Origin of the sequence: Chryseobacterium capnotolerans (assembly GCF_021278965.1) — a bacterium.
GTDB lineage: Bacteria > Bacteroidota > Bacteroidia > Flavobacteriales > Weeksellaceae > Chryseobacterium > Chryseobacterium capnotolerans.
Genome location: NZ_CP065589.1, coordinates 524,786 through 537,923, shown reverse-complemented (window position 1 = coordinate 537,923; position 13,138 = coordinate 524,786). Strand labels below are relative to the sequence as shown.

At 35.9% G+C, this 13,138-nt stretch carries 11 protein-coding genes and 2 pseudogenes; 11 read left to right on the top strand and 2 right to left on the bottom strand.

Annotated elements, in window-relative coordinates; all coding sequences use genetic code 11:
* Window positions 1-49: 49 nt before the first annotated feature.
* Window positions 50-1,762, bottom strand: a complete 1,713-nt coding sequence (locus H5J24_RS02470) for a T9SS type A sorting domain-containing protein (protein ID WP_068944553.1) — start codon at window positions 1,760-1,762, stop codon at window positions 50-52.
* 240 nt (window positions 1,763-2,002) lie between these two features.
* On the opposite strand from H5J24_RS02470, the gene rpmB reads away from it, so the two are divergent.
* From rpmB to H5J24_RS02440, 6 genes and pseudogenes are all read left to right on the top strand, one after another.
* Window positions 2,003-2,245: a 50S ribosomal protein L28 gene (gene rpmB, locus H5J24_RS02465; protein ID WP_002976757.1), complete on the top strand. Its 243-nt coding sequence runs from the start codon at window positions 2,003-2,005 to the stop codon at window positions 2,243-2,245.
* Window positions 2,245-2,433 (top strand): 50S ribosomal protein L33, encoded by a 189-nt coding sequence (gene rpmG / locus H5J24_RS02460; protein WP_232816360.1) that lies wholly within the window; start codon window positions 2,245-2,247, stop codon window positions 2,431-2,433. Before rpmB ends, rpmG begins: the two co-directional genes overlap by 1 nt.
* A 19-nt stretch (window positions 2,434-2,452) precedes the next feature.
* The gene (locus H5J24_RS02455) at window positions 2,453-2,602 is read left to right on the top strand and encodes a DUF4295 family protein (protein ID WP_065395045.1); all 150 of its coding nucleotides are present in this window, start codon (window positions 2,453-2,455) and stop codon (window positions 2,600-2,602) included.
* A gap of 89 nt (window positions 2,603-2,691) precedes the next feature.
* Window positions 2,692-3,162: a RidA family protein gene (locus H5J24_RS02450; protein WP_068944554.1), complete on the top strand. Its 471-nt coding sequence runs from the start codon at window positions 2,692-2,694 to the stop codon at window positions 3,160-3,162.
* Window positions 3,163-3,177: 15 nt separating this feature from the next.
* Window positions 3,178-4,130, top strand: a pseudogene (ftsY, locus tag H5J24_RS02445) (signal recognition particle-docking protein FtsY).
* A gap of 73 nt (window positions 4,131-4,203) precedes the next feature.
* Complete coding sequence (locus tag H5J24_RS02440; RefSeq protein ID WP_068944556.1) at window positions 4,204-4,464, top strand: GlsB/YeaQ/YmgE family stress response membrane protein; 261 nt, start codon at window positions 4,204-4,206, stop codon at window positions 4,462-4,464.
* A gap of 71 nt (window positions 4,465-4,535) precedes the next feature.
* Here H5J24_RS02440 and sppA read toward each other — a convergent pair whose 3' ends face one another.
* Window positions 4,536-6,293, bottom strand: a complete 1,758-nt coding sequence (sppA, locus tag H5J24_RS02435) for a signal peptide peptidase SppA (RefSeq protein ID WP_068944557.1) — start codon at window positions 6,291-6,293, stop codon at window positions 4,536-4,538.
* Window positions 6,294-6,372: 79 nt separating this feature from the next.
* Here sppA and folK point away from each other — a divergent pair, with 79 nt between their 5' ends.
* The 5 genes and pseudogenes from folK to H5J24_RS02410 all read left to right on the top strand — a co-directional run bounded on the left by folK (window position 6,373) and on the right by H5J24_RS02410 (window position 13,037).
* Window positions 6,373-6,729 carry a 2-amino-4-hydroxy-6-hydroxymethyldihydropteridine diphosphokinase gene (folK, locus tag H5J24_RS02430; RefSeq protein WP_346729983.1) on the top strand — a complete coding sequence of 119 codons (357 nt, stop codon included), beginning with the start codon at window positions 6,373-6,375 and terminating at the stop codon, window positions 6,727-6,729.
* 17 nt (window positions 6,730-6,746) lie between these two features.
* A complete protein-coding gene (locus tag H5J24_RS02425) occupies window positions 6,747-7,832 on the top strand; it encodes a flagellar motor protein MotB (protein WP_068944559.1) in 1,086 nt (361 codons plus the stop codon).
* A gap of 47 nt (window positions 7,833-7,879) precedes the next feature.
* Window positions 7,880-9,403, top strand: a complete 1,524-nt coding sequence (locus tag H5J24_RS02420; protein WP_068944560.1) for an OmpA family protein — start codon at window positions 7,880-7,882, stop codon at window positions 9,401-9,403.
* Window positions 9,404-9,615: 212 nt separating this feature from the next.
* Window positions 9,616-11,051 (top strand): annotated as a pseudogene (locus H5J24_RS02415) (OmpA family protein).
* Window positions 11,052-11,129: 78 nt separating this feature from the next.
* Window positions 11,130-13,037 carry a RecQ family ATP-dependent DNA helicase gene (locus H5J24_RS02410; RefSeq protein WP_068944562.1) on the top strand — a complete coding sequence of 636 codons (1,908 nt, stop codon included), beginning with the start codon at window positions 11,130-11,132 and terminating at the stop codon, window positions 13,035-13,037.
* The last annotated feature ends 101 nt before the right edge of the window (window positions 13,038-13,138 follow it).

The following is a 13,138-nucleotide window of genomic DNA, read 5'->3' as shown; positions in this document are numbered from 1 at the left end:
AAGAGAAGCCAGCTGGACGTCTGGCTTCTCTCAAGATAGAATGATTCAGTTACTTAATAGTAAGCTTTTTGGTGGTTATTTCGTTTTTTATCTTCAGTTTTAATAGATATACTCCTTTTGGCAGATGAGATACATCAATAGATTGATCTCTGTTTAAAATGATATTTAGTTTTCTTCCTTCCATAGAATAGATTTCAGCTTCTGAAACCTTCTCCCCTTTTATATACACTTTATCAGAGGTTGGGTTCGGATAAATAGTAAACTCTTTTTCACGATTGCTAGTATATTCATTGGTTGATAACGAACCTTGTGTAGAAGCATCAGAATATACTTTAGACGCATCAATTGATCGTACACTCCAGTATACATTCTGAACAGACGGATCAAGATCCAGAAACCATGAAGGAGTAGTTACAATATATTTGGCAATATTATGTGATCCTGGTGTAGATCCCACTTTAATTTCATAACGTAATGCATTAGGAGGGGTTTTATCATCTACTGCCCCATTCCATGTGAAATTAAATCGATTTCCGTTTTTAGTCAGATCCAAATGAGTGGGGGCCATTGGCTTTCCATTCTGCTCTGTAGAATTATTTTTAAAAACCTTTGTCAAAGATGGATTGTCCTGTCCAGCCCAATCAAATCCACTTAACAATACATCCAGATGATTATCATTGTTAAAATCAAATAGCTGCATCGTCCCAGGCCCTCCTAAACTGTGCAAGCCTGTGATAGTTCCTTCAGTAAACGTTTGACCGGATGGATTATATAAATAGGATTTTACCACTGCGTTATAATTAATATCTCCTGCAATCATAAAATCATAGTATCCATCATTGTTCAGATCTCCAACACTTATTGAAGCTTCAGAAATCTCTGATGTGATCTGATGGGTAACTAAATTACCGGTTCCGTCATTCATCAGAACAGCAAGATAAGGATCATCATTTGGATCTTTACCCGCTACTACAATATCCTGGAAACCATCCGCGTTAAAATCCGCTACTTCCAGTTTTCCTGAAATTAAAGAATCAAGAGCCTGTGTATCTACCAATGTTCCGTTCTGGTTGATATATACTTTAGATACCGGATCACCATTGATATCCGATCCGATAATTACAAGGTCTAAAAGCTGATCATTATTAAGATCTACCACTTTAAAACTTCCGTTTTGAGTTCCATCAACCCAGTTTTCAGTCAGATCAAAACCTGCTCCTGTGTTTTTATAAAAATCAACAGAATTTCTAAAACCTCCTCCATGAGCAAACTGTGTCCCATTATTGGCATAGTCTGGCTTTCCATCATGATTAAAATCAAAAACTTCGAGTGAGCCATATATCTTTCCCGGAAGCTCATTTTCTCTTACAAAACCAACCCCTGTATTTTTAAAACGATAATGCTTATAATTTACAATATCCATATAACTCAATCCGGTGGAAATAATATCCATCAGCCCATCATTGTTATAATCTATAAATTTTATATCCCCTAGATGCGTCACATCGCCACCCAGATCTGTATAAGGCTGTAAAGTAGTTCCCGTATTTTGATATACTTCATTATAAGTTGCATCAGGATTTCCATCTCCATCAGAATCTATGGCACCATTCATTGCAATATCCAATGTACCATTATTATCCACATCAGCAATATCTGCTGCTGAGAAATAAAAATTATTCATTCCGGTCTGTATCTCCGTAAAATTCTGAGCACATAAACCAACTGGCAGCATAGACAATAGAATATAAATTCTCTTCATAATTTTTATTTAGATTAATTAAAAACAAAGATAGAATATTAATTTTCTTGCCTGAAAAAAAGCCTGTATGAAATATATCAGCACTGATTTCATGCTATATCCCAGAAATTCGGATATTTTAAAAAATCAATATTTATAATCAGCCACTTATTTACAAATATTTTCCAAAAGATTTGTCTATATAAAAAATTCTTCGTTATTTTGCACTCTCAAATATTATACAAATAAGAACATCGAGATATGTCAAGAATTTGCCAAATAACAGGAAAGCGTGCAATGGTTGGTAACAACGTTTCTCACGCTAATAACAAAACGAAGCGTCGTTTTGAAATTAACTTATTAGAGAAGAAGTTTTACCTTCCAGAGCAAGATAAGCACGTTACACTGAAAGTATCAGCTCATGGATTGAGAGTGATTAACAAGATTGGAATCGAGGAAGCTATTGAAAGAGCTACTAGAAACGGATTGATTAAAAAGAATTAATAAATCATGGCAAAAAAGGAAATAGAGTTCAAGTAATCCTTGAATGTACAGAGCACAAAGAAAGCGGTATGCCAGGAATGTCTAGATACATTTCTACAAAGAATAAAAAGAACACTACAGAGAGATTGGAATTGAAAAAATACAATCCGGTTCTTAAGAGATCTACCCTTCACAAAGAAATCAAGTAATTTATAAATATAACTTACAATGGCAAAGAAAGTAGTAGCAACCCTACAAACCGGGTCTAAGAAAATGACTAAAGTGGTGAAAATGGTGAAGTCTTCTAAATCAGGAGCTTACGTTTTCGAAGAAAAAGTAATGAATGCTGATGAAGTAGATGGTTTTTTGAAAAAATAATCAATACTTTATTTACAATATAAAAAACTACTCATATTTTGGGTAGTTTTTTTGTTATCTTTGTTCACCAGATTATTAATCAGTGAAATATGATGAAGATTTTTGTTCTAATATGTACAGCTATTTTCCAATTTTCATTCAGTCAGAAAACAATGGATTCTATAGAATACAAAAATTCACCAAGAGTTTTCAGCATCCCGGGATTATCACAATCAGTAAGCATTGATTGCGGTACTTCCAAAATGATTTTACTGTCTGGTCAGGTTCCTTTAGATTCAAAAGGAAACCTGGTGGGAAACAATGTAGAAGAACAGACCCAGCAAGTTTTCAAAAACATTGAAAATATTCTGAAAGAATATGGAGGTACAGGAAAAGACATTGTCAAACTAAGTATTTTCATCACAGACATCTCAAAAACTCCGGATTTCAGAAAAGTCAGGGATCAATATGTCAATCTTCAGAATGCTCCTGTAAGCAGCCTTGTAGAAGTAAGCAAACTTTTCAGGAGTGATGTACTGATCGAAGTAGAAGCCACAGCAGTGATTAAAAACAAAAGATAAGAATAAACTAAAACTATGAGTTGGTTTAAAAATATTTTCAAAAAGAAGAAAAGGAAACACTGGATAAAGGATTGGAAAAATCCAGCCAGGGATTCTTTGAAAAAATGACGAAGGCCGTAGTCGGTAAAAGCAAAGTAGATGATGAAGTTCTGGATGATCTGGAAGAAGTACTGATTGCATCTGATGTAGGCGCTTCCACTACCATTAAAATCATAGAACGAATTGAGGAACGTGTTGCCCGTGATAAATATGTGGGGGTAAACGAACTGGATACTATTCTTCGTGAGGAAATTTCAGGATTACTGCTTGAAAACCCTCACGCTGGAACAGGAAACATTGATACTTCAAAAAAACCTTATGTCATCATGGTGGTAGGAGTAAACGGTGTTGGAAAAACAACAACGATCGGAAAATTGGCTCACCAGTTCAAATCAGAAGGTAAAAAAGTAGTTCTTGGAGCTGCGGATACCTTCAGAGCTGCGGCAGTAGACCAACTTGTTATCTGGAGTGAAAGAGTGGGTGTTCCTATTGTAAAACAAGAGATGGGTTCTGATCCTGCTTCTGTAGCTTTTGATACCGTACAAAGTGCTGTAGCTCAAAATGCAGATGTTGTGATCATTGACACTGCAGGAAGACTTCATAATAAAATCAACCTGATGAACGAACTTTCCAAGATTAAAAGAGTAATGCAGAAGGTAATTCCTGATGCTCCTCATGAAATCTTATTGGTACTTGATGGTTCTACAGGACAAAATGCATTTGAACAGGCCAAGCAATTTACCGCAGCAACTGAAGTAAACGCTTTGGCAGTCACAAAATTAGACGGAACAGCAAAAGGAGGTGTTGTCATTGGCATCTCAGATCAATTTCAAATTCCAGTAAAATATATAGGCGTAGGAGAAAAAATGCAGGACCTGCAGCTTTTCAATGGTACGGAATTTGTAGACTCATTCTTCAAGAAAAGATGATTTATATCATGTTTTCCCTTATATTAGTAAACAAATCAATTTTAAATATTAACCATTAAAAAAATTTGCAACTATGGGAATTATAACATGGATCTTATTCGGTCTTATTGCAGGTGCAATCGCTAAAATGATCATGCCGGGAACTCAGGGAGGAGGTTGGCTTATCACCATTATCCTTGGTATTGTAGGAGCATTTGTAGGAGGAGCTATAGGAGTTTACATTTTGCATTGGGGAGATGTTACCACATTCTGGAATCCAAGAAGCTGGATTCTCGCTATTGGAGGCGCTTTAATTGTCCTCTGGATTTACGGAATGGCTACGAAGAAAAGCTGATGTAATGCTGATAAAAAATAAAATCCCGGATCTGAAATTCAGATCCGGGATTTTTGTACAATATAATTTAGTTAGTTGTTGATTCTAATCTGGTAAGGCATTTCCATTTTCACTTCAGACTGCAGTTTCTTGTCTGTAATCTGTTGAAGAATTTCATAATTGGACTTCCCTATCTTATTTTTGATAATTCTTGCAGAAACATCGTCTTCATTAAGATCTTTGAAGATCTGCTCGAATGGAGTCATTTTCTTAGGATAAACTTCTACATAGTAAGACTTCACACCTGCTTTCTGTGCTGCAAATTTCACAGCATCATTAAGAGTTCCAAGCTCATCTACCAAACCGATTTCCTTAGCACGTACACCACTCCATACTCTACCGCCGCCTACATTATCAATCTGCTCAAATGTTTTCTTTCTATTCTGAGTAACGAAATGTACAAATCTTTTATAAGTACCCTCCACACTTTTTGTCATCATGTTTACTCCATAAGGCGTTACTCCGTTTAACCCTGAATAATACATGGAATTAGCATTAGTCGCCACAACATCTGCACGAATACCGTTTTTATTTGCGATATCTTTATAGTAAGGCAATACTCCAAATACTCCAATAGAACCGGTAAGCGTATTAGGCTCAGAATAAATCTTATCAGCAGCCATTGCTACATAATAACCACCAGAAGCTGCATAGTCACCAAAAGAAACAACCAGTGGTTTTTTCTTTTTCAGCTGCTGTAATTCAAATAAAATTTCATCTGAAGCATTTGCACTTCCTCCAGGAGAATTAATTCTGAATACTACTGCTTTCACTTTATCATCCTCCTGTAGTTTTTTAATGTATTTAACATACTTCTCAGAGTGAATGTCATTGTATTGATCTCCATTATTAATAGATCCCGATGCATATAATATCGCTACTTTTTCACCCGATTTATCATCATCAGCGAAAGAACTGATATAATTTATCAAAGAGACCTTATTCAGTTTCTCTTCATTCTTTACATTCAGCTTTGTTTTAAGCATATCCTCATATTCTGATTTCTGGATAAGCTTGTCTGCCAGTTTATATTTTAGTCCCTGCTCAGGAATCATCCCGTATAAGCTGTCCACAATTGTTCTGAACTGAGCAGTATCAATTTTTCTGGAAGCAGCCATTTTGTAGGATGTATTTTTCCAAAGATCATTTAACAGAGTACTCAGCTGTTCTTTATTTTCAGGAGAAATATCATTTCTTAAGAAAGGCTCTACTGCAGACTTAAATTTACCATGACGAATTACCTCTATTCCAACACCGTACTTATCTGCAAAATCTTTAAAGAAGGTTACCTCAGTAGAAAGGCCTTTCAATTCTATCCCTCCAGCAGGATGAAGATAGTATTTGTCTGCTACTGATCCAAGGTAATAAGCAGATTGAGAAACTCCGTTTCCATAAGCATATACGAATTTCCCGCTTTTCTTAAAATCTTCAATAGCATTTCTAAGATCATCAATTTGAGTAAGTCCTGCATTCAGGTCATCGGTCTCAATACTGATTCCTTTAATATTATCATCAGTTTTTGCTTTATTAATCGCCTCAAGTACATCATACAGAAGAACGTTTTTATTCTGACTGCCCAGCCCAAACAGGTCCATTTGTTCTTCAGTAGGGCTGTCTATTATATTGGTCTTTAAATTAATGGTAAGAACCGAATTCTTTTTCACCGCTACCGACTTGTCACTTCCCATAGAACTGAACACAAGCATCATAATAAAAAAGACGAAAAATACAGCACAAAGTATGATTATTGCTACTATATTTGCCAAAACATTTTTAAAGAAACTTCTCATAAATCAATCAATTTTCCAATATGTCGCAGCAAAGAGTAGTTTTGTTACTAGGAAGTAACCTTGGAGAGCAAAAAAAAATATTGAACAGGCTTTACAAAAAATAAAGGAAGCCGGGAATCAAATTTCACAGGTAAGCGAATTTTTAATGTCTGATCCTGTAGAATTTGTCAGTTCCAATATTTTTTGTAATATTGCAGCAATAATATTCACGCATCTTTCACCAATTCAGCTGCTTGATTGTATTAAAAACATTGAAGCTGAAATGGGAAGAATTAATGATTCAAAAGTATCTGGTGGTTATACAGACAGGATAATAGATATTGATATCATTACGTATAATGAATTAAATTTTATATCAGAAAGATTAGAAATCCCTCATAAAAAACATCTTTTTGAAAGGGATTTTTCCAGAATATTATTAAAAGATTTTATTTAAAACATAAAACATATTGTATGAAATTAGGTTTATTATTATTGGCTACAACCTTGCCAATTGCTGCTTTCGCACAAAGCAGCAGTACTACAGTAAACTCTTCTACTGAGTATCCTAATACATTCTCTTCAGGCTCCGCTAACGTACAACCCTTTGACAACAAAGCAAGACGCTTCAGAGATTGGTCTATTTCAGTAGGTGGAGGAGCCGCATTTATGGTTCATTCTGACCTTAAATCTCTACGTAAAGATAAAACCAATTGGGGGTATAATGCTTATGTAAGTATTGATAAGCAAATCTCACACACTTTTGGTTTAAGCTTAATGTATACTAAAGGAGAAACTAAACAGACAGGACAACTTACAGGTGCTGCGGGTGCCGCTGCAGGAGTTGCTACTGCAACAACCCAGTTTGACCAATTAGCTTTAATGGGAGACATCAACTTCTCAAACTTGTTAAGAAGAGTTGACAACCATTCTCCTTACAGATGGGCTTTCCATGGATACATGGGTATTGGACTTCAGGCATTCAGAACGTCATTACATGATAATAATGAGAACAGATGGAGTGATAATCCAAAAAGAATTCCTTCATTTGTAAGACAGCCTCTGGATATTGGTTCCGTATTCTATCAGGGAGGTTTAGGACTTAAATATAATGTTTCTAAACTTATTGATGTTGAAGCAAGAACTATGTACATCATCAGTGGTGATGACGAATTTGATGGTGGTGGCCCAGCTTATACAGCATACAACATGCTTAATGACAGAAAATCTGATAACGCATGGACTGTAAGTTTAGGGGTATCTTTCAAATTAGGAAAACACGATTCTCATTTGGCTTGGCATGACCCACTTCAGGAAGCATACTACAGAACCTACGTTTTAGAAAATAAAACTACAGATCTTGTAGTGTGTGAAAAAGGAGATGCTGATAATGACGGAGTATGTGATGATTGGGACAGACAACTTGATACTCCTGCTGGAGCAAGAGTAGATGGTGCTGGTGTAGCTCTTGATATGGATCTTGACGGTGTTATCGATCTTTATGATAAATGTGTAACAGTTCCCGGACCTGTTGAAAACAACGGATGTCCAACCAAATAATATAAAAGCAGAAAACCGCTTTAAAAAATCAAAATAAATAATACACGATGAAATTAAGTTTAGCAATTGTTGCTTTAGCATTGGCAATCCCTACAGCCAGCTATGCACAAGATTCATCAGCAGCTACAGATGGAAAGTATCCTAATACATTCTCTTCTGGTTCTGCTAATGTTTCCCCATTTACCAATCAGTCAAAAAGATTTAATGACTGGTCTATTTCAGTAGGAGCTGGAGTTCCGTTACTTCAATCAGCGGATTTAACTTCTATCAAAAATGGTAATGGTAAAAACCTTTTTGGATATTCAGCCTATGTAAGTATTGATAAAGCCATCACTCACGCTTTTGGAATCAACTTACAATATGACAGAGGTGAGACAAGACAAGGATGGTTCAATACCAAAGATGCAGCCCCTGATGCGGGTGCTGTAGCAGGCAGAACTCAGTATGATGCAATCTCCCTTTTAGGAGATATCAATTTCTCTAACCTTTTGAGAAGAGTTGACAACCATTCTCCTTACAGATGGGCACTTCATGGTTATGCAGGTATTGGTACTATTGCTTACAGAGCTTATCAGAAAACGAGTAAAGGACAAACATTAGCTACTGAAATTAAACCTTTCCAATTAGGTTCAATGTTTATGCAGGCTGGTGCAGGTCTTAAATTCAAAATAAACAGAAGAATCGATCTTGAAGGTAGATTAATGTATGTAGTAACCGGTGATGATGAATTTGATGGCGGGGGTATGGCATACAGCGATATCAACAGACGTTCAGAGCAGGTTTCTGATAATTTCTTCAACGCTACTTTAGGTCTTTCTTTCAAGCTAGGAAAACACGAGTCTCACTTAATGTGGCATGACCCGCTTCAGGAAATCTATTACAAGCTTGATGTGTTGGCTAATAAAAACCAGGATATTGAAGTATGTAAAAAAGGAGATGCTGATAACGACGGAGTATGTGACGATTGGGACAGACAGCTTGATACTCCTGCTGGAGCTAGAGTGGATGGTGCCGGTGTTGCTCTTGATACAGACCTTGATGGGGTTATTGACCTTTACGATAAGTGCGTAACAGTTCCTGGACCTGTTGAGAACAACGGATGTCCTGTGAAAAAAGACAATAATCAAACTGCTGTAGAGGTAGAGAGAACACTTAAAGATATTTACTTTAACTTTAACAAAGCTACCATTAGACCTGAATCTAACAGTAAATTAGACCTTGCCGCTTCAATTATCAAAGAAAACGGAGGAAATTACTTACTAACAGGACACACTGATATTAAAGGAAATGCAGCATACAACTTAAGGTTATCTAAAGAAAGAGCTGCTGCAGTAGTAAGTGCTCTTGAAAACAGAGGGATCAATGAAAGTGTCTTAAAATCAAGAGGAGTAGGCTCAGCAGAAGCTACTATTCCAGCTTCAGCTTCAGATGCTGAAAGATTAGCAGACAGAAAAGTTACGGTAAGATTTATAGAAAGCTCAGAATGGAATTCTATTAAAAAGAAAGACTATGAAGATGCTCCTGTGAAAAAACCAGTAAAAAAGGCTCCGGCTAAGAAAAAGAAAAAATAATTTCTTATTACAATACATAAACCGAAAAGAATTGTTCTTTTCGGTTTATTTTTTTCTACTACGACTTTTTTTACATACCTTTATATCATTTTCCGGGCAATAGGCACAAAATCATCAAGATATACCCATGATTGTTTTGGAAAAAATAATATAAAAATCACTTTTTAGCGTAAAAAAATCATTTAAAATAACTTAACTAAAAAAATAACACTATGAAATTAAGTTTAGCAATTGTTGCTTTAGCATTGGCAATTCCTACAGCCAGCTATGCACAAGACTCAACGGCAGTTTCAAAAGGAGAGTATCCCAATACGTTCTCGTCTGGGTCTGCCAATGTTTCCCCATTTACCAATCAATCAAAAAGATTTAATGACTGGTCTATTTCTGCGGGGGTTGGAGTTCCGTTACTTCAATCAGCGGATTTAACTTCTATCAAAAATGGTAATGGTAAAAACCTTTTGGATATTCAGCTTATGTAAGTATTGATAAAGCGATCACTCACGCTTTTGGGATCAATTTACAATATGACAGAGGTGAGACAAGACAAGGATGGTTCAATACCAAAGACCCAGCCCCTGATGCAGGTGCTGTAGCAGGAAGAACTCAATATGATGCAATCTCCCTTTTAGGAGACATCAATTTCTCTAATCTTTTGAGAAGAGTTGACAACCATTCTCCTTACAGATGGGCACTTCATGGTTATGCAGGTATTGGTACTATTGCATACAGAGCTTATCAGAAAACGAGCAAAGGACAAACATTAGCTACTGAAATTAAACCTTTCCAACTAGGTTCAATGTTTATGCAGGCTGGTGCAGGTCTTAAATTCAAAATAAACAGAAGAATTGATCTTGAAGGTAGATTAATGTATGTAGTAACCGGTGATGATGAATTTGATGGCGGAGGTATGGCATACAGCGATATCAACAGACGCTCTGAGCAGGTCTCTGATAATTTCTTCAACGCTACTTTAGGTCTTTCTGTAAAATTAGGAAAACACGAGTCTCACTTAATGTGGCATGACCCGCTTCAGGAAATCTATTACAAACTTGATGTGTTGGCTAATAAAAACCAGGATATTGAAGTATGTAAAAAAGGAGATGCTGATAACGACGGAGTATGTGACGATTGGGACAGACAGCTTGATACTCCTGCTGGAGCTAGAGTGGATGGTGCAGGTGTTGCTCTTGATACAGACCTTGATGGAGTTATTGACCTTTACGATAAGTGCGTAACGGTTCCTGGACCTGTTGAAAACAACGGTTGTCCTACAACCACTACAGGACCGGTAGTAGAAACAGAAACTAAATTAGAAGGAATTGAATTTGACTTAAATTCTGACAGAATTTTACCTTCAAATACTCCTATCCTAAATAATGCTGTCAACTACATCAATTCTTCAAACGGTTCTTACAATGTTGTAGGAGCTACTGATACAAGAGGTACTGATGCTTACAACCAAAAATTATCTCAAAGAAGAGCAAATAACGTTAAGAATTATCTAATTAAGAACGGAGTTCAATCTGGTAAGTTAAACGCTGTAGGTAAAGGAGAAAAAGATCTTAAATATCCTGAGTGTGAACCAGCAACGAAGTGCCCTGAATGGAAAAACAGAGCTAACAGAAGAGTATACTTCGAAGCAAAATAAATAAACTTATTAAGTTACTATATAAAAGTCACGCATCGCGTGGCTTTTTTTGTCTGATACTTTCCTTATTTTTACAACATGATTTCTCCACAGGATTTTCAAAAGCTAAAATATGATACTCTTAAGTATTTCTGGGGCTACACCGGCTTCAGAGATTCTCAGGAAGAAATTATCAATGCTGTCATCAATGAAAAAGATACACTGGTACTGCTCCCTACAGGTGCTGGAAAATCATTATGTTATCAGCTTCCCGCTTTACTAAAAGAAGGAACCTGCCTGGTAATTTCCCCTTTGCTGGCTTTAATGAAAGACCAGGTAAATCAGCTTAAACTGCGTGGTGTAGAAGCAGAATATCTGTCGTCCGAATTAGATGAATATGATGCTGAAACCATTTACAACCGTTGTAAAGAAGGACTCACCAAATTGCTGTACGTATCTCCGGAAAGATTAACCAACACCCAGTTTCTTCAGAATATCGAAGAAATTGAGCTGTCATTCATTGCCGTTGATGAAGCACACTGTATTTCCGAATGGGGACAGGATTTTCGTCCAAGCTATCAAAATATCAAAAGTTTTAGAAGTAATAATCCTGAAATTCCTTGTCTGGCATTAACAGCAACAGCAACTCCAAAAGTTCTTGAAGAAATTAAAAGTAAACTTGAACTGAGAAATCCTACAGTTTTCCAGAAAAGCTTTAAAAGGGATAATATCAAAATTTTCACAGAAGAAGTCTCTGATAAATTCCAGCGTGTTCTGGATATTCTAAAGTATAATACAGATTCCGGAATTGTTTATGTAAGAACCCGAAAAGAGGCTGAACTGCTTTCAGAATTTTTAAAGAAAAATCATCTGAAAAATGTAGATTATTTTCATGCCGGGTTAACAACAAAGGATAAAAATACAAGGCAAAACCTCTGGAACAATAGTGACAATCATGTTTTGATTTCAACCAATGCCTTTGGAATGGGTATTGACAAGGACAATGTACGCTTTGTACTTCACTATTCACCTGCTGCTTCGATTGAAAATTATTATCAGGAAATAGGAAGAGCCGGAAGGGATGGTAAAGAAAGTTTTGCATTTATGCTCTGGAATAAACAGGAGCTATTAAATTTTGATCAAATTCTCAAAAATCAAATCCCTAATAAAGCGGAATTTTTAAAGATCATCAGCTACCTCTATTCTATTTTTCAGGTAGCAGAATTTGAATTACCCGAGAAGACTTTCCAGTTAAATACAACCGGAATACAAAATTTCACCAGGCTATCAAAAGCTAAGATCAATAACGTTCTTAATTTTCTTCATAATCAGGAAATCATTTACCACAATGATAATAAGAGCCTATCCTCGTTGGAGCTTTTTATTAATCCTGATGAAATAGATCAGCTGCCTCAAAAAGATGCTTATTTCATAGAGCTTCTTCTCCGTACGATGTCCGGAATTACCACACACAAAGTAATGTTCAGCGAGCAGCAGATAAGCAATAAAATTCAGGTAAGTGTTCCTTTGATTAAAGAACGTTTAAAAGAGCTTCAACAGAAGAACTATCTTGAATATATAGACGGCGCTTTATCGAGTATAAAATTTCTGAAACCTCGTGATGAAAGAGTTGTAAACAATGCTTATTGGAAACTTTTTGAACATATTCAGCGAAACAAGATTCAGAAATGGGAAGAAATGAAGTTCTATGTGGAAGATAAGGATTACTGCAAAATGAAACTTATCCTGGCTTATTTCGGAGAAAAGAATTCAAAAAACTGTGGCCAATGCTCTGTATGTGAAAAAAATAAACAATCTATTTTCGGAAAAAATATTTCACAGCAGATCATCAATGTATTAACAAAAAAATCAGCAACTATAGAAGAACTTTCTATACAACTAAGTTATCATTCTAAGGAAAGCATTCTGGAAAACTTAATTTTTCTATTAGACTCCGGAAAGGTAAAAATGCTGAATTTCAGAACATATGCATTGAACCATGAGTAATAAGTAATGAGCAATGAATAATAAGAGGAAATAATAACAATCTTGAACTTTAAACATTGAACTCTAAATTGTCTGAATTTCCTCCGAATCAAGACTCACCA

What these genes read in the sequence shown, in the direction of transcription:
- H5J24_RS02470 (WP_068944553.1), bottom strand. Translation starts at nt 1,762, where the DNA reads ATGAAGAGAATTTATATTCTATTGTCTATGCTGCCAGTTGGTTTATGT.
- rpmB (WP_002976757.1), top strand. Translation starts at nt 2,003, where the DNA reads ATGTCAAGAATTTGCCAAATAACAGGAAAGCGTGCAATGGTTGGTAAC.
- H5J24_RS02455 (WP_065395045.1), top strand. Translation starts at nt 2,453, where the DNA reads ATGGCAAAGAAAGTAGTAGCAACCCTACAAACCGGGTCTAAGAAAATG.
- H5J24_RS02450 (WP_068944554.1), top strand. Translation starts at nt 2,692, where the DNA reads ATGATGAAGATTTTTGTTCTAATATGTACAGCTATTTTCCAATTTTCA.
- H5J24_RS02440 (WP_068944556.1), top strand. Translation starts at nt 4,204, where the DNA reads ATGGGAATTATAACATGGATCTTATTCGGTCTTATTGCAGGTGCAATC.
- sppA (WP_068944557.1), bottom strand. Translation starts at nt 6,293, where the DNA reads ATGAGAAGTTTCTTTAAAAATGTTTTGGCAAATATAGTAGCAATAATC.
- H5J24_RS02425 (WP_068944559.1), top strand. Translation starts at nt 6,747, where the DNA reads ATGAAATTAGGTTTATTATTATTGGCTACAACCTTGCCAATTGCTGCT.
- H5J24_RS02420 (WP_068944560.1), top strand. Translation starts at nt 7,880, where the DNA reads ATGAAATTAAGTTTAGCAATTGTTGCTTTAGCATTGGCAATCCCTACA.
- H5J24_RS02410 (WP_068944562.1), top strand. Translation starts at nt 11,130, where the DNA reads ATGATTTCTCCACAGGATTTTCAAAAGCTAAAATATGATACTCTTAAG.